Source organism: Clostridioides sp. GD02404 (assembly GCF_045898275.1).
Taxonomy (GTDB): domain Bacteria; phylum Bacillota; class Clostridia; order Peptostreptococcales; family Peptostreptococcaceae; genus Clostridioides; species Clostridioides difficile_A.
The window spans coordinates 1-25,525 of the sequence record NZ_JBJOCA010000043.1; the positions used below are offsets into that span (position 1 = coordinate 1).

At 27.9% G+C, this 25,525-nt stretch carries 31 protein-coding genes; all 31 read left to right on the top strand.

The annotated features are described in order from the left end of the window. Positions 1 to 513 precede the first annotated feature (513 nt). The 31 genes from Q3287_RS18285 (at position 514) to Q3287_RS18435 (ending at position 25,310) form a co-directional block, all read left to right on the top strand. Positions 514 to 720, top strand: coding sequence for a helix-turn-helix domain-containing protein (locus Q3287_RS18285; protein ID WP_021386663.1), 207 nt, complete (start codon positions 514 to 516; stop codon positions 718 to 720). A gap of 621 nt (positions 721 to 1,341) precedes the next feature. Further along, complete coding sequence (locus tag Q3287_RS18290) at positions 1,342 to 2,046, top strand: hypothetical protein (RefSeq protein WP_407964601.1); 705 nt, start codon at positions 1,342 to 1,344, stop codon at positions 2,044 to 2,046. Positions 2,047 to 2,137: 91 nt separating this feature from the next. Next, complete coding sequence (locus Q3287_RS18295; RefSeq protein WP_407964602.1) at positions 2,138 to 2,809, top strand: hypothetical protein; 672 nt, start codon at positions 2,138 to 2,140, stop codon at positions 2,807 to 2,809. 58 nt (positions 2,810 to 2,867) lie between these two features. Further along, entirely contained in the window at positions 2,868 to 3,578 is a 711-nt protein-coding gene (terS, locus tag Q3287_RS18300; protein WP_021386664.1) for a phage terminase small subunit, read from the top strand. Next, positions 3,571 to 4,896, top strand: a complete 1,326-nt coding sequence (locus Q3287_RS18305; protein WP_407964603.1) for a phage terminase large subunit — start codon at positions 3,571 to 3,573, stop codon at positions 4,894 to 4,896. Before terS ends, Q3287_RS18305 begins: the two co-directional genes overlap by 8 nt. 4 nt (positions 4,897 to 4,900) lie before the next feature. Beyond that, positions 4,901 to 6,406, top strand: a complete 1,506-nt coding sequence (locus tag Q3287_RS18310; RefSeq protein WP_407964604.1) for a hypothetical protein — start codon at positions 4,901 to 4,903, stop codon at positions 6,404 to 6,406. Next, positions 6,407 to 8,101, top strand: a complete 1,695-nt coding sequence (locus Q3287_RS18315) for a phage minor capsid protein (protein ID WP_223153003.1) — start codon at positions 6,407 to 6,409, stop codon at positions 8,099 to 8,101. Continuing rightward, the gene (locus Q3287_RS18320; protein ID WP_407964605.1) at positions 8,098 to 8,385 is read left to right on the top strand and encodes a hypothetical protein; all 288 of its coding nucleotides are present in this window, start codon (positions 8,098 to 8,100) and stop codon (positions 8,383 to 8,385) included. Before Q3287_RS18315 ends, Q3287_RS18320 begins: the two co-directional genes overlap by 4 nt. 30 nt (positions 8,386 to 8,415) lie before the next feature. Continuing rightward, on the top strand, positions 8,416 to 8,661 hold the full coding sequence (locus tag Q3287_RS18325; RefSeq protein WP_407811714.1) for a hypothetical protein: 246 nt from the start codon (positions 8,416 to 8,418) through the stop codon (positions 8,659 to 8,661). Positions 8,662 to 9,214: 553 nt separating this feature from the next. Then, positions 9,215 to 9,529 (top strand): hypothetical protein, encoded by a 315-nt coding sequence (locus Q3287_RS18330; protein ID WP_407964606.1) that lies wholly within the window; start codon positions 9,215 to 9,217, stop codon positions 9,527 to 9,529. Positions 9,530 to 9,540: 11 nt separating this feature from the next. Further along, positions 9,541 to 9,858 carry a hypothetical protein gene (locus Q3287_RS18335; RefSeq protein WP_407964607.1) on the top strand — a complete coding sequence of 106 codons (318 nt, stop codon included), beginning with the start codon at positions 9,541 to 9,543 and terminating at the stop codon, positions 9,856 to 9,858. Between the two features lie 124 nt (positions 9,859 to 9,982). After that, positions 9,983 to 10,582 (top strand): phage scaffolding protein, encoded by a 600-nt coding sequence (locus Q3287_RS18340; protein ID WP_407964608.1) that lies wholly within the window; start codon positions 9,983 to 9,985, stop codon positions 10,580 to 10,582. Between the two features lie 21 nt (positions 10,583 to 10,603). Continuing rightward, positions 10,604 to 11,563, top strand: coding sequence for a major capsid protein (locus Q3287_RS18345; protein ID WP_223153010.1), 960 nt, complete (start codon positions 10,604 to 10,606; stop codon positions 11,561 to 11,563). Positions 11,564 to 11,573: 10 nt separating this feature from the next. Beyond that, positions 11,574 to 11,750 carry a hypothetical protein gene (locus Q3287_RS18350; protein ID WP_021384768.1) on the top strand — a complete coding sequence of 59 codons (177 nt, stop codon included), beginning with the start codon at positions 11,574 to 11,576 and terminating at the stop codon, positions 11,748 to 11,750. Positions 11,751 to 11,761: 11 nt separating this feature from the next. Further along, on the top strand, positions 11,762 to 12,124 hold the full coding sequence (locus Q3287_RS18355; protein WP_021384765.1) for a hypothetical protein: 363 nt from the start codon (positions 11,762 to 11,764) through the stop codon (positions 12,122 to 12,124). Next, entirely contained in the window at positions 12,125 to 12,445 is a 321-nt protein-coding gene (locus Q3287_RS18360) for a hypothetical protein (RefSeq protein ID WP_407811717.1), read from the top strand. Between the two features lie 59 nt (positions 12,446 to 12,504). Next, the gene (locus tag Q3287_RS18365) at positions 12,505 to 13,449 is read left to right on the top strand and encodes a hypothetical protein (RefSeq protein ID WP_407811718.1); all 945 of its coding nucleotides are present in this window, start codon (positions 12,505 to 12,507) and stop codon (positions 13,447 to 13,449) included. A gap of 48 nt (positions 13,450 to 13,497) precedes the next feature. After that, positions 13,498 to 13,899 (top strand): minor capsid protein, encoded by a 402-nt coding sequence (locus tag Q3287_RS18370; protein WP_407964609.1) that lies wholly within the window; start codon positions 13,498 to 13,500, stop codon positions 13,897 to 13,899. 1 nt (position 13,900) lies between these two features. Continuing rightward, positions 13,901 to 14,290: a minor capsid protein gene (locus Q3287_RS18375; protein WP_219673962.1), complete on the top strand. Its 390-nt coding sequence runs from the start codon at positions 13,901 to 13,903 to the stop codon at positions 14,288 to 14,290. 7 nt (positions 14,291 to 14,297) lie between these two features. Next, positions 14,298 to 14,750 (top strand): phage tail tube protein, encoded by a 453-nt coding sequence (locus tag Q3287_RS18380; RefSeq protein WP_021384770.1) that lies wholly within the window; start codon positions 14,298 to 14,300, stop codon positions 14,748 to 14,750. A gap of 25 nt (positions 14,751 to 14,775) precedes the next feature. Further along, positions 14,776 to 15,096, top strand: coding sequence for a hypothetical protein (locus tag Q3287_RS18385; RefSeq protein WP_223153014.1), 321 nt, complete (start codon positions 14,776 to 14,778; stop codon positions 15,094 to 15,096). After that, the gene (locus Q3287_RS18390; protein ID WP_235626737.1) at positions 15,065 to 15,430 is read left to right on the top strand and encodes a Gp15 family bacteriophage protein; all 366 of its coding nucleotides are present in this window, start codon (positions 15,065 to 15,067) and stop codon (positions 15,428 to 15,430) included. The genes Q3287_RS18385 and Q3287_RS18390 overlap by 32 nt, the downstream gene beginning before the upstream one ends. A gap of 15 nt (positions 15,431 to 15,445) precedes the next feature. Then, positions 15,446 to 18,652 (top strand): hypothetical protein, encoded by a 3,207-nt coding sequence (locus tag Q3287_RS18395; RefSeq protein WP_407964610.1) that lies wholly within the window; start codon positions 15,446 to 15,448, stop codon positions 18,650 to 18,652. 11 nt (positions 18,653 to 18,663) lie between these two features. Beyond that, positions 18,664 to 19,011: a DUF6711 family protein gene (locus tag Q3287_RS18400; RefSeq protein WP_021384773.1), complete on the top strand. Its 348-nt coding sequence runs from the start codon at positions 18,664 to 18,666 to the stop codon at positions 19,009 to 19,011. Between the two features lie 12 nt (positions 19,012 to 19,023). Next, positions 19,024 to 19,200, top strand: coding sequence for a hypothetical protein (locus tag Q3287_RS18405; protein WP_021384774.1), 177 nt, complete (start codon positions 19,024 to 19,026; stop codon positions 19,198 to 19,200). Next, complete coding sequence (locus Q3287_RS18410) at positions 19,187 to 21,496, top strand: hypothetical protein (protein WP_407964611.1); 2,310 nt, start codon at positions 19,187 to 19,189, stop codon at positions 21,494 to 21,496. The genes Q3287_RS18405 and Q3287_RS18410 overlap by 14 nt, the downstream gene beginning before the upstream one ends. A 42-nt stretch (positions 21,497 to 21,538) precedes the next feature. Next, positions 21,539 to 22,681 carry a hypothetical protein gene (locus Q3287_RS18415; RefSeq protein WP_407964612.1) on the top strand — a complete coding sequence of 381 codons (1,143 nt, stop codon included), beginning with the start codon at positions 21,539 to 21,541 and terminating at the stop codon, positions 22,679 to 22,681. Then, on the top strand, positions 22,674 to 23,060 hold the full coding sequence (locus Q3287_RS18420; RefSeq protein ID WP_407964613.1) for a hypothetical protein: 387 nt from the start codon (positions 22,674 to 22,676) through the stop codon (positions 23,058 to 23,060). The genes Q3287_RS18415 and Q3287_RS18420 overlap by 8 nt, the downstream gene beginning before the upstream one ends. 13 nt (positions 23,061 to 23,073) lie before the next feature. Further along, complete coding sequence (locus tag Q3287_RS18425; RefSeq protein ID WP_407964614.1) at positions 23,074 to 24,336, top strand: hypothetical protein; 1,263 nt, start codon at positions 23,074 to 23,076, stop codon at positions 24,334 to 24,336. Positions 24,337 to 24,407: 71 nt separating this feature from the next. Beyond that, the gene (locus Q3287_RS18430) at positions 24,408 to 25,046 is read left to right on the top strand and encodes a discoidin domain-containing protein (RefSeq protein WP_407964615.1); all 639 of its coding nucleotides are present in this window, start codon (positions 24,408 to 24,410) and stop codon (positions 25,044 to 25,046) included. Between the two features lie 9 nt (positions 25,047 to 25,055). Further along, a complete protein-coding gene (locus Q3287_RS18435) occupies positions 25,056 to 25,310 on the top strand; it encodes a hypothetical protein (protein WP_223153022.1) in 255 nt (84 codons plus the stop codon). Positions 25,311 to 25,525 lie beyond the last annotated feature (215 nt).

The window sequence follows — 25,525 nt, forward strand, 5'->3', positions numbered from 1 at the left end:
AAGCTAATCAAGCTATTAGTTCAATATCAATAGCTTTATTTGGTAAAAAAGCACTAATAGAGCAAGAACCATTATTTAAGATGTTAGATTTATAGGCAGTTAATAACTGTCTATTTTTTTGTGAAAAAGATATATGGAAGTTATTGACAATATCACGCATACGTGATATAATTAAAGTATAGAAAGGAGGTGAAAAGAAAGTGGCTAAGAAAATAAAAGAGTTCAGAAAACTCATAAAAGAATTAACTGAACTCGTACTCGAAGTTGGCACACTATTAGCAGTCATCAAAATGGTAATAGATAGCCTACATTAGTAAAAAGTTAAGAGTGGAAGTTGCACCTTCCCTCTTAACTAAATTATAAAACATAGTCACTGAAAATACAATGAATAAGTACAGAGAGTTAACATTTGAATTATTGAAATTACTGTATGATACTATTAAATTGATTGGAGCATTAATCCTGTTATATTATGTTATTAACTCAATTTTATAGTAATTTAAGGGGGATTTTATGAATCGATTTGAGGGCATTTATAGCTTTGCAGAAGCAACAAAATTATGGAACTTGAAAGACTCTACACTTAGAAAAGCAGTTGCAACAGGAAAATTAGTTGAAAATATTGATTGTAAAAAATTTGGTCGTGATTGGGTAGTAACTATTGAAGCAATGGAAAGAGAATATGGAAAATTAGATAGTATAATGAAAGACCTAGATTAAATTCTAGGTCTTTTAATTGCCGTTTTTCTGCCGATTTTATAATTTAAAATGTGAGATAATAGTATTGTGGAAATGAATATTTCCCTCTCAAAACTAAATATATATGTGAGCTAGGTTTAAGGGATTCACCTAGCTTATATGAACAGACTAGGCAGGGCATGAGGATGTTGTAAGTTCAATTCTTACTATGTTCAAAATATTTTTATTAATACACTATATGTAGCAGTTGAATTTAGATTAAAATCTCATACAATTTTGTATCTTAATTCAGGTGTCTAAAAGAGTGGGGCTTGGTAACCTCACTCAATGTATAAGTGCTGGTGCGTAATTCCAGGTTCAATTCCTAGAACTTATTCCTTTAAATATATAATATGTATCCCCCATTAAAAAGACTTAGATTAATTTCTAGGTCTTTTATATTCGTATATTTTAAAAGTTAGCTTTGTATGTGCAAAATGTATTAAATGAATTAGATTGAGGAGACATAAAAAAAATTAAAAGTATATCTTGAGAGACGATTTTTAAAAATAAAATAGATTAAAAGGATATTGACTAAAGATGTAGAATATTATCCTAAAAAGGGGTTTTAAATATTAAATCTCACAAGAGGGAGAGTGGAGTATGGGAATTTATTCTGCAAGTAATTATCAAAGAGAATTTTATGTTGAAGGAAATTTTTACAATATAAAAGATGGAGTAAATGGTCATAGTGTTAGATGCAGAAATGTTGCAAATATAAAGAGGAAGAATAATCTAGAATCTGAGTTAAATGCAACTTTCATAATGATGAATCCTGGAAGTTGTGAATTAATTGATGAAAGTAATAAAGATAGTATCCCTGATTATACTTGTTATGATATTTTAGAAAAAGGAATTTCAAGTAAATTTAGATGTTCTAAGGCAGACCCAGTTCAGTTTTGTATTATGGAAATTATGGATAAAATGAATTGGAACTATGTAAATATAATTAATCTGTCAGATATAAAGAATCCTAATTCTGGAAAATTCTTTGATGAAGAAAAGAAATTTAGAAAAGACTTTTATATGCTTCCAGATATACATTCAATTTTCTCTAAACATAGAAAAGATATAAATTTATTTATTGATACTCAAAAACCAGTAATACTTGCTTGGGGAGTTGATAGTCATAAGGATTTAAAAGATATTATTAGTAAAGCGACAGATTATATAAAAGAAAAGGGGATAGAATTTGTTGGTATAGAAAATAAAGATGGATTTTATTATCATATAAGACCAAAGGTAGGAAAATCTAAGGTTGAAGAAATAGTTAATGAACTAAATAAATTAGGTGTTACATCATACTAATGAATTTAGATATATTTGTAGTTGTTAAATGATTGTTGAAGGATATTGACCTTTAAAGTTGAATTTTATATTTTAAAGGAGGAAAATAAATATGGATGTTTTTGAGCGAATACAAGTCCTTATTAAGTCTATAGGATGGTTGCCTGCTATTATAGCATTTATTATTACTTTTTATAAAAGCAGTCAGAAAAAAATTGAAAGTTATGAAGAAGATTATTTTGATAAAGTATTACTTCCATATGTAGAAAAGTATAGAAAAGACAAAAACATTAATTCTATAGAATTTTTCAATGATAAAAATAGTATAATAAATTGTTATATACCTAGTTATATATTTTATACTATTGATAAAAATGATTCTATAGCACTGCATAAGATTCTTATGAATGATTATTGGGAAAATTATAATTCTAGTTTAAATAATATAAATAAGAAATTAGAAAAATTTTCTAGTAGTGTTGATTTTGCACAAATATTTTGCTATATATTTATGATGATTTATTTTTTTCTATTAGCTATTTTATCTGCTATTATTGGTATACTTGAGTGGGCTATAACTTTAAATATAAATAGTGATATAAAAATTCTTTTTGTAATAGCAGTAGTAAGTATAATGCTTTCTTTCGGGATTAGATATATTGCAAAGAGAAGTATTAAAAATATTAAAGATAATTATACTATGAAAAGTGAAGATATAGAGAAACTTATAAAAGTTAAGGAAAATGAATATAATAAAAATCATATAAAATATTACATAAACTAAAGGACTCTAACAAGAGTCTTTTTTTATTATCAAAACAAACAAATAAAGAGGTGGTGATTTGCAAGATGTTAAAGAAAAGGTAAAAAAAGATTACCTAGAAGGTATGAAACAAAAGAAAATATCAGCAAAGTATGACATTAGTTTAAACACTCTAAAGTCATGGATAAAAAGATACAACTGGGTTAGTGAAAAAAAGAAAGGTGCACCTATAAACAAAAAGGGTGCACCTTTTTATAATAAAAATTCAGTTGGACATGGTGCTCCAAAAGAGAATAAGAATGCTGAAAAATTTGGTTTTTTCTCAAAATATTTGCCTGAAGAAACACAAGAATTAATTAATGATATAAAAAATAAAGATAAGTTTGATATTCTTTGGGAACAGATAATAATTCAATATGCAGCAATAATAAGAGCACAAAAGATAATGTATGTTAAAGATAAAGAGGAAATGATTAAAGAGCTTAAAAAGCATGAGAGTACAGAAAATATTGAGAGAATACAATATGAATTTCAATTTTCATGGGATAGACAAGCTTCTTTTCTTAATGCTCAGAGTAGAGCTATGAGTGAACTTAGAAGCCTTATAAAGCAGTATGATAGTATGATTCATAAAGATTGGAATCTAGCAACAGAAGAGCAAAAACAAAGAATTGAAATATTAAAATCTAAAATACCAAATAAAGATGCTATTAATATCAATTCACAAATAACAGCTCTTGCAGATTTGATAAATAATCCAGTAGACGAAAGGATTATAGAAAATGATTAACTATTCTCCACTAACAATAAGACAAACAGAGTACATAAGGAAAAGTAAAGATAGTTGGTTAAATGTTTTAGAAGGTGGAAAAAGAGCTGGTAAGAATATTATAAATTTGATAGCTTATTCTATGTGTTTAGAGGTTCATCCAGATAAATTACATTTAGTAGCAGGTGTTTCACTAGGAGCTGCTAAGATGAACATTATAGATAGTAATGGTTTTGGTTTGCAGTATCTATTTGAAGGTAGATGTAGAGAAGGTGAATATAAAAATAGGGATGCATTATATATTCAAACTTTAACTGGAGAGAAGATTGTTATTATTGCAGGTGGAGGAAAAGCAAATGATGCAGCAAGAATAAAAGGTAACTCATATGGAACAGTCTATATATCAGAAGTAAATGAGTGTCACCAATCATTTGTACAAGAGGTTTTTGATAGAACTCTAGCAAGTAGTAAAAGACAGTTATTCTTTGATTTAAATCCATTTTCACCAAGTCATTGGTTTTATAGAGACATATTAGATTATCAAGATGAATTGAAAAATAGTGGAGAGAATGAGGGATATAATTATTCACATTTCACTATAAAAGATAATTTAAGCATAAGTAATAATGTATTAAAAGAAGTTTTAAGAACCTATGATAAAACATCACTTTGGTATCAAGCTGATATATTAGGGAGAAGAGTAGCAGCAACAGGAAGAATATATACTGGATATAAAAAGAGTGAAGTTGTTATAGATAGAAACTATATAAAAGATAATAATATAACATTTATTGAATTTAGTATAGGCATAGATATTGGTGGTACAGATGCAACTGTAGCAACTCTAACAGGTTTTACTAAAGGCTATAATGAGATTATAGAGTTAGATGGATATTATCATAAACAAGGGAAAAATCACGGTTATACACATGACAAGTATGCAAAAGAAATAGTCGATAAGATTGAGGAGTGGTCAGATACCTATCCTCATTTTTTATTTTCTACATACATATTCTGTGAAAGTGCAGATAAGTTATTTAGACAAGCTCTAAGCAATGAATTGAAACGAAGAGGTATAAATATACAAGTAACGCCAAGTTACAAAAAAGATGGGATAGTAGATAGAATAAGGCTTGTAAATATACTAATAAATCAAGGTAGATATAAGATTATGAAACATTTAAATAAATGGGTAGAAGCTATTGAAAATGCAATATGGGATGATGATGAAAAATCAAAGGGAAATTGGGTTCGTGTTGATGATGGAAGCTATCCTGTTGATTGCCTAGATAGTTCAGAGTATTCGATACAACCATTTAAAAAGAGATTGGAGGTTTAAGAATGTGGGGTGGTTAAAAGATATGGCTACTAAAACAGCTATAAAGTTACTTAATATACAACCAGCTATTGATAGGGAAATTACAATAAAAGAGCCATTGGGATTTAATGGTAATATAATGAAAAATAGAATTTGGTATAGAGGAGAACCTTCTGAATTAGACCAATTTTTTAAAAAAACTGCCAATGATTTAGTAAGTAAGTCTAGATTTTGGGCAGCTGTACCTAGTTCTGATTTTAATGTTAGAAAAGTACATTCAGGTATTCCTGCTATGATTGCTGAGAGATTGGCAGATATAGTTGTAGCTGATATGGATAAAATAGAACTTGATACAGAAGAATTGACTAATTTATGGACTTATATAAGTAAAGATAATCATTTTAATAAACTTATTGGAGAATCTATTATTGAAACTTTAGTAACAGGAGATGGAGCTTTTAAAATAACAGTAGATACAGATATAACTACTAATCCAATTATAGAGTATTATAGTGGTGAAAGAGTAGATTATAAATTTAAAAGAGGTAGACTATCTGAAGTACACTTTCTTACAGAATATTCAAAGGATAATTCAACATACACTTTAATTGAGATATTTGGAAAAGGATACATAATAAATAAATTGATTGATAGCAGAGGTCAAGACGTTCCATTAAGTACTTTAGATAAAACTACAGAGTTAAAAGATATCACCTATGAAGGTGATTTTTTAATGTCTGTACCTATGATGTTTTTTAAATCACCTAAATGGTTAGGTAGAGGGAAAAGTATATTTGATAGTAAGTCAGACAGCTTTGATGCTTTAGATGAAACTATAAGTCAATGGGTAGATGCTATTAGAGATGGAAGAGTTAAACAATATATACCAGAAAGTTTACTTCCTAAAAATCCAGTAACAGGAGAAATTATTAAATCTAATTCATTTGATAATAAATATATAGCTATAGCATCTAGTTTAGCTGAAGATTCTCAAAATACAATAGAAATTCAGCAGCCATCAATTAATTATGAAGCATATGTAAATACCTATGCAAGTAATATAGATATGTGTTTACAAGGTATTATATCACCTGCTACTCTTGGTATTGATTTGAAGAAAACGGATAGTGCAGAATCACAAAGAGAAAAAGAAAAAACAACTTTATATACTAGAGGTAAAATAATAGATGTTTTAAATGAAGTTATACCAGAGATAGTATCAACTGTACTTAAAGTTAATGATTTATTGTATGAAAGAACTATAGGAGAATATAATCCAGTTATAAGTTTTGGTGAATACTCAACACCAAGTTTTGATACAGTAGTTGATACAGTAGGTAAAGCTAAAAGTTATGGAATAATGAGCACAGAAATGGCTGTAGATGAGCTTTATGGTGATACTATGAGTGATGAAAAGAAAGCAGAAGAAGTTCTTAGGATAAAAGAAGAAAATGGACTAATGGACATAGAAGAACCAGCAACTAATATAGATGGAATGAATGATGATGTAGTCAATGAGGATGTGGTCTAGTTGGCTTTAAATCCATATGATATATCATCTATTTATAGCGATATGGAACTTGATTTAGTGAAGTCAATGAAACAAAACATGAAACTGCATGAGTCAGAAGAATTAAAAGAAGGTTTTAAGTGGGAACAGTGGCAGAAAACTAAATTAAGGGAAATAAAGAAATTTCAAAAGAGAAATAAAGGCATAATAAAAGATTATCAAAAGATAATTGATGGAGAAACAGATAAGTTACTAAAATCTAGTTTTAAAAATGGGTCTAAAAGGTCAGAAAATTTTATTAGTAAGACACTAAATAAGGTAGGTTCTAAAGTTAAAAATATGTTTGAACCTAAAGAAAAAAGCTTTTTTAAAATAAATGAAGATAAAGTTTTTAGTCTTATTAAATCTGTTAAAGGTGATTTACATAATGCAAATCATGCTGCACTTAGAAAAATGGATGATGTCTATAGACAAACAATATTCAAATCTCAAATGTATGTAAATAATGGGGCTATGACAGTAAATCAAGCAGTAGATATGGCTACTAAAGATTTTTTAGACAAAGGAATAAATTGTATTACATATAAAAATGGCAGAAAAGTAAATATATCTAGTTATGCAGAGATGAGTATAAGAACAGCTAATCAGCGTGTAACACTAATGGGGGAAGGTATAAAAAGAGATGAGTATGGAGTACATACAGTCATAACATCAAATCATACAAATACTTGTCTACTGTGTTTACCTTGGCAAGGAAGAGTATTAATTGATGATGTATATAGTAAAGGAAGTTCAAAAGAAGGAAGATATCCTTTATTAAGTGAAGCTATGGCTCTAGGTTTTTTACACCCAAACTGTAGACATCATCCAACTACATTTTTTCCTGAAATTAATGAAATTCCTAAACCTTTGACAGAAGAAGAAAAACAAGATGCTCTTGAAAGATATAATGTTGAGCAGAAACAAAGAGAAATTGAGAGAAATATAAGAAAATGGAAAAGAATAGAAGCTGGCAACCTAGATATTGTTAACATTGAAGATGCACATAAGAAGTTAGAATTATATCAAAATCAAATGAAGGAGCATTTATTAAAGCATAGCTATTTAAGAAGAGATTCTTGGAGAGAAAAATTAAGAAATGATGATATAATTAGTACATCAAAATATTTAGATTCCAGAAATAATAAATTAAAACAAGTTTTATCAAAAGAATTAGAAAAATTAACTGATGATGAAAAAGAAGTAATTAACTATTATACAGGATTTGGAGCCAACAAAATTAATACTGCTTTAACAACAGGTAAAGGAATGGAAGCTCTAAAAGATAAAATAGATATATTAGAGAAGGCTTTAGCTAAAGGTGTTATTAATGAAGATCTAATTTTATATAGAAAAACTATTCCAGAGTACATGGGAATATTTTCTAAGAATGACAGAATAAGTTATAGGGATATAGAAAGATTAATTGGACTTAAAATAATTAATAAAGGGTTCACCTCAACAAGCTTAAATCCATTTGACTATCCTGGAAGAAATATATTTATGAAGATAAAAGTTCCAAAAGGATATCATGGTGCTATGTATATAAAGAATATAGCAAAGGATAAATATAAATATCAAGAAGAAGTTTTATTTACAAAAGGATTGAGTTATAAAGTGACAGGTGTTAAAATGGAAAATAATATTTATTATTTGGATGTGGAGGTAGTAATGTGAATAAAATAGAAGAGGCAGAAGAAGAATATGAAGATAAGATTAATAATTTGCCAAAGTTAGGAAGTGGATTTGATTGTAACTTGGGAGGCGTAGTTGTAGATATGCCAGTTTGTCGTGCTTGTAAAAATGAAATATTAGAAAATGGAAAATTTTCCTGTGTTGTATTTAACACTATACCTCAAAAATATAATGATTATGAATCTTATTATTGTTCAGAGTTTATTCCAAATAAAGAAAGTGTTTTTTATAGAATTTTGTTGGATTTGATGGAAAGAAAAAAGTAACTAATAATATTTATACATAGAGGTGATAAAATGAGTAAATTACCTAAAATAGGAAGTGGATTTGACTGTGATTTTGGTGCAGTTATCTTAGATCCTCCTTTATGCAGTGCTTGTAAAAATGTGTTTTTGAAAAATAATGAATTGAGTTGTTCTATGTATGAAGAAATTCCCAAGAAATATATTGAAAGTAAAAGTTATGATTGTCCAAGTTTTACGCCAAATAAAGAATCTTGTTGGTATCCTTCTGTAAAAAAAGAAATAGATAAGTTTTTTTAAAAAAATAAATAAATTTAAATTAAAAATTAAGTTAAAGTATATACTTTTCTATGTTTATTTCATGGTTTTGCCCCTAAGCAGAAATTTTTAAAAGAGTTGAGTTATAAATTAGAATTAAAGAAAATGTATTTATTATTTGGACAAGAGGGGGTAATGTGAATAAGAGAGAAGAATACAGACATAAGATAGCTAAACCAGCAAAAGTAGGAAGTGGGTTTGATTGTAGTTAAGGAATAGTTGAGACAGGAATATCACTATGTAGAGCTTGCAAAAACCAAACATTATTAAATGGAAAAATCTCTCGCATCATATTTAATACTATCATCTGAGAAATACAATAATTATAAATTTTTATTATTACTCAGAGTTTATCCAAGATAAAGAGGGTCATTTTTATCAAATTTTATTAGAATTAACTGAAAAGAATATGTAACTACTATTCTTCACATGTATCTATAATAAGATTAGTTACTTATCTAAAGTAAAAAATAGATTTAATTGTAACTTTGATATAATTTAATAAAAATTGAATACTGTTAAAAGGATGATTATAATGATTGATAGAAATAAAGTTGAATTTATGATAAGGTATACAAAATGGCATGCTGATTGTGGAGGAGATGCTCCTAGTGAATGGTGGGATGAATTTCCTAAGATGTTTACTAAAAATGTAAAAGAAACAATAAAGTTTTTGGATGATTGTAATGAAGAAGAGATTTATTGGTTAAGTGAAATTTTTGAAGAAATATCAAGTGGACTACAAAGTAAAGAATTTATAGATTTTATTAAGAGGTTACAAAAAAAGTTTCCTAACATAGATATGGGGCTAAGTATTCATTGGGCAGAGCAAGCTATACAAGAAGATTAAGGGAGAAAAAAATGATTGATAAAGAATCTATTATTTATGATTTGAAATTTATAGACTCAATGAGACAACATGGAGCTTCTCCTAATGTGGATGATTATTGGAAGCGAAATATTGATATATTGACTGAAAATGAAGAAAATACCAAAAAGTTTTTAAATAACTGTTCAGACTGGGAATTGTATCATCTAAGTGAGATATTTGAAGAAGTAGCTTTTAAGTTTCAAAGTAAACATTTTATAGAATTTCTTAAAGAACTAAATATAAATCATCCCAATTCAGATATGGAAGAAGATATAAAATGGGCAGAACAAGCTATACAAGAAGATTAAGCACATACTTAAAGTTAAGTAGGTGCTTTTTTTATCGCCATTTTGTTGTTTTGGGCGTTAACTATAAACTCATCACTGGGCAAGACCAGGTTAAAAAATGAAGATGAAAAGGGAGAAAGATAAAATGAATAAAGAACAATTTATCGCATTAGGATTAACAGAAGAACTTGCTAAAAAGGCAGAATCAGAATCACTTTCAGAACTTAAAAATTACATACCTAAAACAAGATTTGATGAAGTAAATACAGCTAAAAAACAATTTGAAAATGATATACAAGATAGAGATAAACAATTAGAAAACTTAAAAATAAATAGTGGAAATTCAGAAGAATTAAAAAAGCAAATTGAAACATTACAAGAAGAAAATAAAAATAAAGATATTAAATATCAAGAAGAATTACAAGATTTAAAACTTAGTAATGCCATTAAGTTATCAATATCAGGTAAAGTTCATGATGAAGAGTTAGCAGCAGGTTTATTTGACAAATCAAAATTAATTTTGGGTGATGATGGAAAAGTTGCTGGAATAGAAGAACAACTAAAAGCTATTCAAGAATCAAAGAAATTTTTATTTAAAGAAGAGAAACAAAGTAGTCCTAAATTAGGTTTTAAATTTGGTAGTGATGGAGGAAATAATATAGATAACTCTAATCAACCAAGTAAATTGAGTATGAAAGATGCTATACAAGCAAAAATACAGTCTCAAATAGCTAAACAAGAGTAATTTTAAAGGAGGAAAATAAATATGGCAATTACATTAGAAGAAGCTAGTAAAAATGTACAAGATGATTTACAAATAGGTGTTATAGATGAATTTAGAAAGTCAAACTGGATTTTAGATAACTTAACATTTGATGATGCTGTTTCACCAACAGGAGGAGGGTCTACACTTACTTATTCTTATACAAGACTTAAAACTCAGCCAACAGCAGCATTTAGAGAAATAAACAAAGAATATATACCACATGAAGTAACTAAAGAAAGACATTCTGTTGATTTAAAGGTATTTGGAGGTAGCTACCAAATAGATAGAGTTATAGCTAATATGGGTGGTATTGTATCAGAAGTGGAGCTTCAACAAGCACAAAAAATAAAGGCAGCTCAAGCACTTTTTAATGATACATTTATAAATGGTGATAGTGCAGTAGATTCAAAAGCATTTGATGGTTTAGAGAAAGCTCTAGCTGGAAGTTCAACAGAATATAATTTAGGTGACAGTTCAATAGACTTATCTACTTCACAAGCTATTACAACAAATTATATGGCATTTTTAGATATGTTGGATGAGTTTTTAACAGGTCTAGATGGAACTCCATCATTTATAGCAGGAAATACTAAATTGATATCTAAGTTAAGAGCATGTGCAAGAAGAGCAAGCATGTACCAAACACAACTAAATAGTTTTGGCCAACAAATAGAATCATACGGAAATGTACCATTTGTTGATTTAGGAGCAAAGCCTGGTACAAATGATGATGTAGTAGCTACAGATACTACAAAAGGAACAACATCATTATATGTTGCAAGACTTGGTTTAGATGGTTTACATGGAGTATCAATGGCTGGTGTATCACCTGTGCAAACATGGTTACCAGATTTCACTACTTCTGGAGCAGTAAAAACAGGAGAAGTTGAAATGAGTGCAGCAATAGCTTTAAAAGCATCAAAAGCAGCTGGAGTTTTTAGAAATATAAAAGTTAAATAGGGAGGATTAGATGGCTAAAGTAATAGCACCAAATAGTCAATATAATGGTTTAAGTGCCAATGTATATTTTCAAAATGGGATTGGTGAAACCACTAATCCCATTTTGATTGAATGGTTTAATGAACATGGCTATAAGATAATAAACGATAGATTAGAAGAAAAAATAACTAAACCAAAACGTAAATAGGAAGTGATAAAGTGCCTTATGCGACAGAAGAATACTATAAAAACGATTATGGTGGAAATCTTATAGAAGATGAAAAGTTAATTAGTAAATTAGAAAGAGCATCTGACCAAATAGATGTTTTAACATTTAATAGAATTGTTACTATAGGTTTTGATAGTTTAACAGAGTTTCAAAGAGATAAAATAAAGAAAGCTGTGTGTATACAAGCGGATTTCATATATAAGTATGGAGAATATATTGATATGCCTTTAAGTGGGTATTCAGCAGGGGACATATCTTTAAGCTTTAATGCAAGTACTATAAATGGTATAACTACTACAAATGAAATAATTAACTATTTATCTCAAACAGGTCTTACTTGTAGGAAGATATAGATGAAACTACCATTTCCTAAATGGATTTTAGTTACACCTGTTAAGATATATAGTACTTATATAAGTGAAGATGGAGAGCCTATTGAAAGTTTGATACTTGATGATATGTGTAACTATTCTGAAAAAACTAAACAAACTTTAGATAAAGAAAGAAAACTTATAACTTTAGTTGGAAAGATTATTTGTGAAGGTGATATTTATCCAAATAAAATATTGCAAGGATATATTGAAATACAAGGTAATAAAAGAGATATTTATAGAGTATCAAAACCTAGGAATCCAGATGGCTCAATTTTTTCTACTGAAATAGAATTAATTTAAAAAAAGCCCTCATTTTGTCTTAATATGTGCTATTATTTTGTTAAAAGGGGGAGATTTTTATGATAATTTCTAAAGACAAATTCAATAAAATAGTTAAAGAATCAGGTGGCATATTTAAATATATTTGCTGCATTATGTCTGAACATTATTGTGGGATAGAAGGGGTTAAAATTGGAGCTATAGGAAATACAATTATTATAGAACGAGGGTTGTTGTTTGATGCAGTAATGAATCCAAAACTTTTTATTCCAAAAGAAAACATATTAAAAATTTATACATCAGAAGATAGAATATTAATAGAATTTAAAGAAAATGAATATAAGTACAGTGTGAGTTTAAAAATAAAAAGTAAAAAAAATATAAATAAATTAGTTGATTCAATAAAAAGAATAACTAATGAAAATTTAGATGTGTTGAAGTTAGAGCATTTTAAGAATGAAGAAAAATATCAAAATGATCTAGATATTATATCTGAGTTAGAAGAGGATATAGAAGAAGAAAATGCATTGGAAGAGTTATTAATAGCAGATTTAGATATAGCTTCTATTATAGAAGAATGTGAATATAATAAGGTTAATTCTATAAAAAGAATAAATCAATTAACCAATTTGAGTTTAACTCAGTGTAAAAAGATAGTTGATGATTATTTTAGAAATAATAGTTTAGGTAGTATACAAAAATATGAATCAATCAAAAAAATTGATGATGAAAAGAAATATAATAATAAAATGAAAAAACTTCAAGAAGAACAACTCAAACTTGAAATTAAAAATACAAAACTAAATATAAAACAACAAAAAAAGGCTATGAAACAGGACAAAAAAACAGCTCGTTGCCCTAAGTGTGGATCAACATCTCTATCAGCACATAAAAAGGGTTTTGGTATAGGAAAAGCAGTAGTTGGAGCATGGGCAGTTGGAGGGATTGGTCTTATTGCTGGAAATGCAAATGCTAAAAAAGTTAGAGTTACATGTCTAAAATGTGGTAAACAGTTTTGGGCATAATAATTATTAAAGAGTACTTGTTATATCAAGTACTTTTTTATTTTGGAGTTGATTATAATTAAAAATCCATTTAGAAGTAAATTAAGTATTGATATAAAAATAAATAATACTAAAATTAATAAACTTAAAAAAGCTCAAAGACAAGCTGCTAAAATGACAGCAGAAGCTTTAAAAACAGAAATTAATACAATGCAAGTTGTGCCAAAACAAACAGGAGTACTTGAAGAATCTGTAAGCATAAATTTGAAGTTACTTAATAAGGGACAGCTTAAAATAACATATGATACACCATATGCTAGACGTTTATATTATCATCCTGAGTATAATTTTAGAAAAGACAAAAATAAGAACGCACAAGGTAGATGGTTAGAAGTTTTTACAGAAGGAAATAAAAAAGATTTCTCAGAAAAAGCATATTATAAATGCTATAAAAAGTTAACTGGAGTGTAAAATGTATCTTAAGGATATTAAAGAATGGTTAAAGAAGACCATAAGTGATAAAAACATTGCATTTTATATTGGTAAGATAGATGCTAATAAAGAAAAAGTAATAGGTATATATAATAAAAATAGTAACAATAACACAATAGCTGTAGGTGGACTTGCAAGTACATCAACATCTACTAAAGCTATCACAATTTTAATTCATTGGGATAAAAATTGTGACACAACTGAAAAGATCTCTAGATGCATTTATGATTTATTTAATGGACAAACCGTTGTCATTAATAAAGTAAGTGCTTTTTTTATTATGAAAAATGATGAACCAGTATTTTTAGGTACTGATGAAAATGGAATTTATGAATATGTAATTGATTTAGATATAATTTACGAAAGGTAGTGATTAAATGGCAGGAAAAAGTGGAGTAGTACCTGTGTATGACTTAACATTTGGAGTCAATACAACTGGTAGAACTGGTGATGCAGATACTATTGTTAAGGATGCAGAATCATTAAGTGTTAGTATTGATGGAAATATAGAAGAATGGAATCCTATGGATCAAGGCGGATGGACAAGAAGGTTAATGACATCTAAGTCTTTATCAGTATCTATGGGAGGAAAAAGAAATTATGGAGACCCTGGCAATGATTATATAGCAGGACTTGCTTTTAAAAATGGACAAGATTGTAATAGTGTCTTTTCAATTAATTTTCCAGATGGAGCAACTCTTAAGTTTGATTGTATAATAAATGTAACTAGCATGGGTGGAGATTCTACTGCTACAGATGCATTAGAGTGGGAAGCCTTAAGTGATGGGAAACCAATATATACACCTGCATCAGGTTCTAGTGAAAGTTAGAAATATTAATAAGAGGAGTTAAAGTATGTCAAATATAATAGATATATCAACGAAATTAACAAACGAAAAACCAAAAATAAAAATATCAGAAGGTAAAATATATACTGTAAATAACAGTAAAAATACTGTTCTTATAGTAAATCAGAGAATGTCTGAGAATAATTCAAATGAAATTGAGCTTATAGATGATGCTTTGAAACTATTACTTGGGGAAAAGGCATTTAAGGAAATAGATTCAATGCAGCTTTCATTTGTAGATTACAAAACTATATTTATAGCAGTTATGGCTGCTATATCAGGAGAAACTTACGAAGATACAGAAAGTCGATTTCAAAACTCAAAATAAATCTGATGGATTTTATGATTTATATGAAGATTGGGAATTAATAGAATCAAGTTTTGCAAAACAATATGGAATAAGACTCCGAACTGAGATTGATATGTCTTGGTCGGAGTTTTGTTCTTTATTATCTGGAATTATGCCAGAAACACCTCTTGGTCAAATTGTATCAATTAGAGCTGAAAAAGACCCTAAAATATTAAAAGGTTTTACTAAAGAACAGAGAAAGATAAGAAATGATTGGATATTAAAACGTAATAAAAAGCTTAGAGAAGATAAAAATAATTATTCTTCTTATATAAATAACTTTCAAAATTGGTGTAAGGAAACCTTTAGTTAGAAGGGAGGTGCATAGATGAGTATTAGTGTAGGTACTATAAATTTAGGCCTAAATATAAATCAGGGAACTTTTAATAAGCAATTAAGTGGTATAGCAAATGGAGCTAAATCAACAATTGGAAGTGCTTTTGGTGGAGTAGGTAAAATGGTAGGAGTAGCTTTAAGTGTAACTGCAATAGCTGCATTTGGTAAATCATGTATTGATTTAGGCTCTGATTTAAACGAAGTACAGAACGTGGTAGATGTTACCTTTGGAAGTATGGCACAGGATATTAATGATTTTGCTAAGACTTCTATAACTCAAATGGGTATGTCAGAAACAGCTGCTAAAAGATATACTGGAACTATGGGAGCTATGCTTAAAAGTTCTGGATTATCAACTAAGCAAGCTGCTGATATGTCTAAAACTATAACACAATTATCTGCAGATATGTCTTCATTTTATAATCTTGATTCAGAAGAATCTTTTAATAAAATAAGAAGTGGTATAGCAGGAGAGATAGAACCATTAAGACAATTAGGTATTAATATGTCAGTTGCTAACTTAGAGGCATATGCAATGTCAAAAGGAATAACTAAAGCATATCAAAATATGAGTCAATCAGAACAAACTTTACTCAGATACAATTATTTACTAAGTGTTACAAAAGATGCACAGGGCGATTTTGTCAGGACTCAAGGAGCTTGGGCAAATCAGACTAGAATACTTTCAGAGCAATTCAATGTTTTAAAAGCTACATTAGGTCAAGCTCTTATTAATATGCTTACACCAGTTGTAAAAATGTTAAATACACTTATACTTAAACTACAAGTTGTAGCACAACAATTTAAAGCTTTCACAGAATCTGTTTTTGGAGATAATGCATCATCTGGTGGTTTTGGCTCTATACCAAAAGATATTGAATTAATTGGAAATAACTCTGATGGTGCAAGTGATTCAATAAATGGTATTGGTGATGCATCAAAAGATACAACAAAAAAAATAAAAGGATTAATAAGTGGATTCGATGAGATAAATACATTAACTAAAAATTCAGATACTGATGGTTTAGGAGATATGGGAAATGTAACTTCCCCTATTAGTCCTAATATAGATACAGGAAATTTATCAAAAGTAAATCAAGAGCTAAATAAAATGTTAGCAGATATGTTTAAGCCATTTCAAGATGCTTGGAGTAAAGAAGGTCAAGCAACTATTGATAGTATGAAATATGCATTTACAAGTATAAAAGATGTAATAAAATCAATAGGTTCATCATTTAAAGAAGTATGGACGAATGGTACAGGAACAGAAATATTAACTACTACTCTTCAGATACTTCAAAATATATTTAATGTTATAGGAGACATTAACAATGCTTTTATAATAGCTTGGGAATCCAATAATTTAGGAACTCAATTAATTCAAAGTATATCAGATGTTTTATTGAATGTATTAAGAATTATTAGAGATATAGGAAATTCTTTTATAGAAGTTTGGAATAATGGTACAGGTATTGAATTTTGTACAAATATACTTAATTTACTAAAAACAATATTTGATATTATAGGAAGTATTGCAGGTGCATTTGATATAGCCTGGAAGAGTAATGAAACAGGAACAATATTAATACAAACCATATTTGATATGTTAAATTCTATTTTAGAGTTGATAAATAATATAGGTCAAACTTTTGTTGAGGTATGGAACAATGGCACAGGGGTAGAAATAAATACGCTGATACTTCAAATATTAACAGACATCTTTGGTACTATAGGAGATATAGCAAATGCTTTTGGGACAGCATGGCAAAATGGAGATATTGGTAATCAAATTATTCAAGGTATTTGTGATACTATAAGTAATTTATTGACACTGATAAAGCATATAGGAGAGTCTTTTAGAGAAGCTTTGGGAGCTGTTAGTACAGATGTAGCAAATACATTTATGGAAGTAATTAATTCAGTTATAGGAGTTCTTGAAAATTTATCATCAAAATTTGTATTAGTTTGGGATGAAGGTGGAAGTCATTTATTTCAAGGGCTAATAGAATTAGGTGCGAAGTTATTTGAATTAATTGGTTATATAATAACAGAATTTATAACACCTTTTGCAAATGGATTAATAAATATATTGGGGCCTGCAATTTCTTTTGTTCTAGATAATTTAGGATATTTATTAGATACTTTAACAAATATAATTGACTGGTTACTAAATGACGGTAAACCTGTTTTAGATACTATAATCGCATTGGTAACATCATTTTTTGTTGCATGGGAGATTACTAAATTATTAGGTTTTATAGAAATGTCAGGTGGACTTATAAGTGTAATAGGAAATATAGGAAGTGCTCTAAAAGCTTGTACACTTGCTAAGATAGCAGATAAAATAGAAACTATGGCAATAACTGCACTTTATGCAAAAGATTTTATAGTAAATATAGCTAGAGGAACATTAGAGCTTGTAAAACAAGCTGCACAATTTGTAATTAATACTGGAGCTCAAGTTGCATTAACTGTTGCAACTGGTGCATGGAATGCTATATGTATAGTTGCAACTGGTTTGACAACTGCATTTGGAGCAGCAATAACTTTTTTAACAAGTCCAATAGGTATAGTTGTAATAGCAATAGGAGCACTTATAGCAATAGGAGTGCTTTTATATAAAAACTGGGACACAATAAAAAAGAAAGCTTCAGAAATATTTGGTTATATGAAGAATTTTATAAGTGGAGTATGTAGTAACATTGGTGGATTTTTTAATTCAATGGGAACTAAGATAAAATCAGTCATAGATGCCATACCAGGTGTATTTAAAAAAGCATTTAATGGTCTTGTGAATATAGTAAAAGCACCACTTAATGGTGTTATAAAATTATTTAATAGCAGCCTAGGAAGTCTTAAATTTGATATTCCAGATTGGGTTCCTGGTCTTGGAGGTAATTCTTTTGGAATACCTAAAATACCTCTTCTTGCAAAAGGAGGTATCATTGAACAACCAACATTAAGTATGGTTGGAGAAAGAGGAACAGAAGCTGTAGTACCACTTGAAAATAATACACAAGGGCTTGACTTATTAGCAAACAAAATCATGGAAAGAATGAATGGATTAGGAAAAAACAATAATACTAGTGGAGATTTAACAGTAGAATTAAAAATGGATGGAAATAAAATGGGTGAAGTTGTAATAAAAGCATTTAGACAAATGGAAAGAAAAACAGGCAAAACAATATTGGAGTTATAAGGAGTGGTGATATGTTATCTATAAATGGTGTAGACATAATTGCTCCTACAGTTTTTCAAGTAGATTTAACTGATATAGATGGAGAAAGTAATAGAAATGCAAAAGGAGAGATGTGTCGAGATAGAATAGCAACTAAAAGAAAGTTAAGTTGTGAATGGGGTATTTTAGGTTCAAGTGAAATATCTATACTTCTAAATCAAGTAAAAGATGTGTTTTTTAAAATAACATATCCAGACCCTGTTTTAGGGCACATAGAGACAAAGACTTTTTATGTAGGTGATAGGTCTATGCCTGTTGCGTTAAAAAAAGATAATAATATCTTTTGGCAAAGTCTAAAAATGAATTTTATAGAAAAGTAAGGAGGTATATTCATGGATATAAAAATAAGCGATAGATTACTTTATCAAAAGGCTTTAAATGAGGTTGTAAAACTTCAAAACGATTTAATCATACAAAAAGCTATTAATGATGAAAAAGATACTTATATTATTGAACTACAAGAAAAATTAGCTGAGTTTGAAGAATGTGATAATAATGAAAGAAACTAGTCAAGAATATAAAAAAGCAATATTGAAAAGTTCAAGGATTATAAGTTCTAAAATTATAATAAATGATGAAAAATATACTGATGAAGATATAATATCTATAAATATAGAAGAATCTATTTTAAATAATGAAAAGTTTGAACTTGGTGGAGGAATAGCTACATCAGTAAACATAGAAATAAATAACTATTCTAACAAATTTAAAGACTATAAATTTAAAAATAAATGGTTTGACCTGTATTTTTGTATAGAAATAGCAATAAATGAATATCAATCAAGAATAGAAGAAATTTACTTTGGAAAATACTATATATTTGAAACAGAGTTAAGTGGAAAAATAATAAAACTTGAATGTTATGATACCCTTATATTAACTGATAAAGCCTACAAACCAAATATAGGATTTCCAGCAACAGTTTATGATATAGTTGTAGATATAGCGAACATTTTAAATCTAAAATTAAGTGACAAGATAGTAAAACGTAGATTCAATAATAATGACTTACTTATAGAATATAAACCAAATTCAGATGAAGCTACATATAGACAAGTTTTGATGGACTGTGCAGTCATTGCAGGGTCTTTTTTGATTGTTAAATATGGTGAAATAGAATTTTTAGACTTAATAGAAACAGATGTGCAAATCACAGGTAATAATTGGTTTGATGTAACTATAGGTAGTGAATCTAATCAAATAAATTTTGTTGATATAAATGGAGTAGTTGCTGGAGACCCTTTTGAAAATGGATTACAATTAAGTATTTTGTTACTTGATTACAATAATGAAAGTGAGATAAGAAAAGTTGCACAAAGCATTTTAAATAAATACAAGAATTTTGTTTATACTGGTTTTAGTATGGATTGGCAGGGTGATTTTGGACTTGATGTAGGTGATAAATTAATTATCTATGATAAAGATGATATACCACAGGCTACATTTATAAGTGATAATAAGATAAATTACAATGGTGGCCTTAGCTCTACAGTTAAAGCAAAGATAGATAAAGAGGAAGTAAGAAGTGCATCAAGGACTATACAAAGGCTTGATAGTAATTTAAAAAAACTTGAGAGTGGCTTTATTCAAACAAATGAAAGTATAGAACTCTATGTAAAAGAAATTACAGATAAACAAGAAACTTTAGAATCTAAGTTTGAAATATTGTCTGGTAGTATAGAAGCTATAGTACAAAGTACAGTTGATGAAGCAGTATCGAAGATTGTAATTGACACTGAAAAAATAGTAATGGAAGTAACTAAAAAAATAGATGGTGAGTACATAGTATCAACTATTAATCAATCAGCAGAAAAGATAGAGATGTCTGCAATAAATATTGATTTAGAAGGTTATGTTACTTTCAATTCTCTCGAAGATGAGGGAGAAACTAGAATAAATGGTAGTAATATTATAACAGATACTTTAGCAGTTGATAAGTTAAAATCAAGTACAGACAACCCAATTATTCATCTGTTTGTGAATGAAGCACGAGGTATTGATTGCTCTGTGGATGCTACTGCTCAATATGAAGAAGGTATAGGAGATGCACTAAGATATAAGAGAGATTCTGAAAATTATCTATGTATCAGAGAAAATTCTTTCAGTCTATATCAAAGTGGTTATCCAGAGTATGAAGTGTTCACTTTTGGAAATAATGCAAATTCTTGTTTTATAAATACTGTAAATGGGAAAATATCTTTTGAAAAAGATAAATTATATTATGAAAATGCAGGAGTTAAAAAAAGAATTTTGCTTGAAGGTGATTCTAGTGGAGATGATAGTGGAGGTACAGTAAATCCACCTAATCCTGCTAAAGAATCTAAATATTTTGTTAAGGATGGGAAAATAGATAGTAATTTTATTGAATTTAAAGCAGATAATAATGGATATGATTTTAAAATTGTTGGAACTACAGAAACAGAACAAGGGATAATTTATAGAACAACGACACTACTTAATAATAGCAGGCGTTCTATGAGTTCTAAGTATGTAATAGAATTATCCTCATATAAAGTAGTAAAAATTGTTTTAAATATGCAATATTATATTATATATGTTATTGGTGAAATGCACACAGGGTCTTTTTCCTTAAATTTGGGAGTAGAGGCTCCAGATGCATCATCAATAATGTATTCAAAAGACTTAGTGTTTAATGATGTAACAGAAGAAGCTATGATACGTTATAATGTAGTTTTATCATGCCCATTCAATATACAAAATGGAAAGATAAGTATTTTTGTTAAGCTACTATCAGGGAGTAATATAGGTATTTACTTGGATATTATAAATTGGTGGATAGAATAATAAAAATAATGTGTAGTATATGTAAAAGGTAGGTGATTGAAATTGAGAGAAAAGATTTATACAATTGACATAAATACTAAAATATATTCTATTCCTATTTATAAACAATATGATAATTTAATACCTTTTTCAATAAAATTGATTGAGGATAGCAAAGAAGTAGATTTGTCAGGATATACAGCATTAGCATTTTTTCAGAATGATAAAGCACTAATTCAAAAGAATTGTATTATAAATGGTAACATTGTAAAGGCTATTTTAGATAACAACATTCTAGCATTACCTGGATTAATTAAGGTAGAATTTCAATTTAGAAAAAATCAAGAGATAGTAACTACTTTTCAGATGAAAATACAAGTCGAAGAATCATTAGACAAAGATAATGCTATAGAATCAACTCCTCAATGGGATTTATTAGGCCAAGCAATAATTGATATTACAAATTCAATAATTGATATAAATGACACTAAAGATAATTTAATAGAAGATATAAATACTAATATAAGTACTTTAAATAGTAAGATTGATAGTTCTGTAGATTTGATGACTCAAGATATTAATATTGCTAAGGAGAATCTAGTAGATGATATAGCAGAGTTAGCTACAAAAGTAGATGAACGTTTAGCGCTGGAGATATTTGATGGAGATTATAATGGCTTAATTAATAAACCAACTAAAGTATCTAATTTTGAAAATGATGTAGGATATATAACAAGTTCAGATATAGATAGTTCACAAAATCATGTTCATACAAATAAAGCTGTTTTAGATGGAATTACACAAGATAAAGTTATTAGTTGGGATTCTAAATCAAATTTCGATGGAAATTATAATAGCTTAACAAATAAGCCAACTAAAGTATCTAATTTTGAAAATGATGCAGGATATATAACAAATTCAGACATAGACACATCACAAAATCATGCTCATAACAATAAAACTGTCTTAGATGAAATTACACAGGAAAAAGTGATAAGTTGGGATTCTAAAACAAGCTTTGATGGTAATTATGAGAGTTTAACAAATAAACCAATTCTATTTAATGGTGATTATAATAATTTAACAAATAAGCCAAATTTAACTTCAAAAGCAATAACAGGATTAAATTTTTGGACTGGAACGCAAGCACAATATGATAATATAGTGACAAAAGATTCTAATACCTTATACATAATAAATGGGTGATAAGATGCTTAATATAAACAATAGAGAGGCAAAAAATATATTTCTAGGTGATAAAGAATTAAATAAGATTTATTTAGGAGACTACTTAATTTATTCTAAAAATCAAATTACTTCGCTTATTAAAGTAGAATTAAATGGTAAATTTAAATCAGCAAATGGAATAGGGAATAATGTAAAAACTATGAATGATAAGTTCATAATAGATGTTAATAATAAAAACATTGTAGAGTTCTTAGAAGGAATGAATAAAATTCTTATTTCAAGGATGGATGTTAAAAATCTTGATGATGAATATATTTCTGATGAATTAAATTCAAAAAGTACAGGATTTACAGGTATTTATACGAAAAGTACTACATTAGGAATAAAGGTAAAATAAAAGAGGTGATAAAGTGCCAGCAAAAGGTCATGCTAAAATAGAACTTATAGATAGTTCAGGAAATTTAGAAATATATGAAGAAAATAATATAGTTACAAATGCAGTTAAAGATTTGATTAGTGTAAATTTAAATGCTCAGATATTACCAAATGAATTTTTTCCTTTGAATATTTTTTTTAAAGGAATATTATTATTTGACAACAATATAGAAGAAAATCCTGAAATTACTGCTTTGCCACTTGGAGCAAATTTAATAGGCCATGCAGGAGAAGAAGTTAATGAAGATGCTAATAATATTTTAAGAGGGTCACCAATTTTACAAGAATGTGAACAATTAGATAATGGGTATAAATTTGTTTGGGAATTTGACAAGACACAAGCGAATGGGACTATAAAGTGTATTTGTTTAACTCATAAGGATGCTGGAAATTATGGTTTACTTAATTCAGTAATGACATCTTGCTATTCATCTTATAGGTCTTTTGAAAATATACCTACTATAGTTTCTGCAGATTTTGAGAAAGGGTATGTATATACATGTGAAAATAATAATTCAACTGGAGATATAAAAATATCAAGGTATAAACATAACTTTTTAGAATTTGGTATTAATGATGAACCTAATTCTTTTAAATTATTAGAAACTAAAGTCTTATCTGGAACTGAAATAGGTATGATAAAAAGATCAATAAATTTTTCAAGTGGTGGAGATGGTTATATATATGGTTTTAGTACTTTAGGAAATAGTACAGGAAATGCAACTCTTAATATAATTAAAATATCAGAAAAAGACTTTAGTTATACAGAAGAAAGTGTTGTTCTAGAAAATACATTTTTATATGCTTCTACAGGAGCAGTAAGTTTTTTTCCTGTAAATAATAGTTCTGTATACCTAGTTACAAAAGATGCATATTCATTTTATAAATATAATTTTTTAGATAAGACTATTAAATTATTAGAAAGTGATAGAGTTGTTAAATTTGATAATAATGGTTATCTAAAATTTTCTTCCAATGGAGGGTGTTTATACTCTAAAAAAGTGGTTGTAATTAATGATAAAGTAAAAAAATATATTGGAGAACCTTATGGTGTTGATATTGATAATACAACTTACACATATAATAATTATTTTGTAACTTTTTATACAGGTAGCAATACCTTTATGAGTGTGTATCATTTGAATGCTATGTTAACAACAATAAATAATTTAACTACACCAATTGAAAAAACTTTTGATAAAACAATGAAAATAATATATACAATAACAGATATGTAAGACAAAGAGTAGGACTATATAATATAGTCTTTTTTTATTGTCTAAGAGAATTTTATAAAAGGATAAATAACATGATAGAATTGGAAAATAGAAAATTAAATAAAATCTATTTAGGTGAAATGAATGTAGATAAAATTCACTTAGGTAGTATAGTAGTTTATTCTAATAATACAGAAATTAAACATACTGAACGTTATGGAGTATATCTAACAGCTAATAATAAACCAGAACCTTTTGAAGCAACATCAAGTCAAAGCACTTGGGGAGCATATAGAGCATTTACTGAAACTTTAGAAGATGACTTAAACTTAACTGGTCTAAAACAAAACTCAAGTCAGTGGGTTCAAATAAAACTAGATAAAGATATAAGAATATGGGCTATTAAAATGCATTTTAGAACAACAATATCAAATCAAGATACTGCACAAGTTCCATTTAAATTTAAACTGCTAGGCTCAAATGATGGTTCTAGTTTTACAGAATTATATAATTGTGAAAGTTGTAATCCAGATTTGTTTTGCAAGTGGAAGAATGATATTTCTAAGTATGATTTTTCAGATGCTGAATTGATAGAGGTAACTTGTAATAATAAATACCAATATTATAGAATTGAGTTTTTTAATACACAAACCATATCAAAAGGAATAGTAACTAGTACAGAAGCAACAGAAGTTAAAATAACCTTATTAAATTTATATCAGTTAGAATAGGAGGTCACTATGGAACAGCTAGTAACAGAATTAAGTAGTTTGGGAGCAATAGGAATACTATGTGCCCTTTTATTCAAAAACACAATGCAAGAGAAGAAAGAAGATAGAGATATGTATAAAAAGACAGTAGAAAACTTTATTGAATTATCTACACAACAACAAGAAATTAATAAAAATGTATTAATAGAAATGGGAATAATGAAGATAGATGTACAAGAAATAAAAGAAAATGTATTAGATCTAAAAGACATGTTACAAAAATAAAGTAGTTTTTAACTAGAATCTTATAGGATTATTATAACTACAAATTAGAATAAGTAAAAAAGAGAAAATACTATTAAATTGTTTTATTTTCTCTTTTTTATTTCTACTAATTTCGATTGAACTTATCTCTTTTATTTATTATTTTACTTATATTTTATATGATGATTTACCTTAATTGACATATCTTATCTAAATTATCATCAAAACACACATAG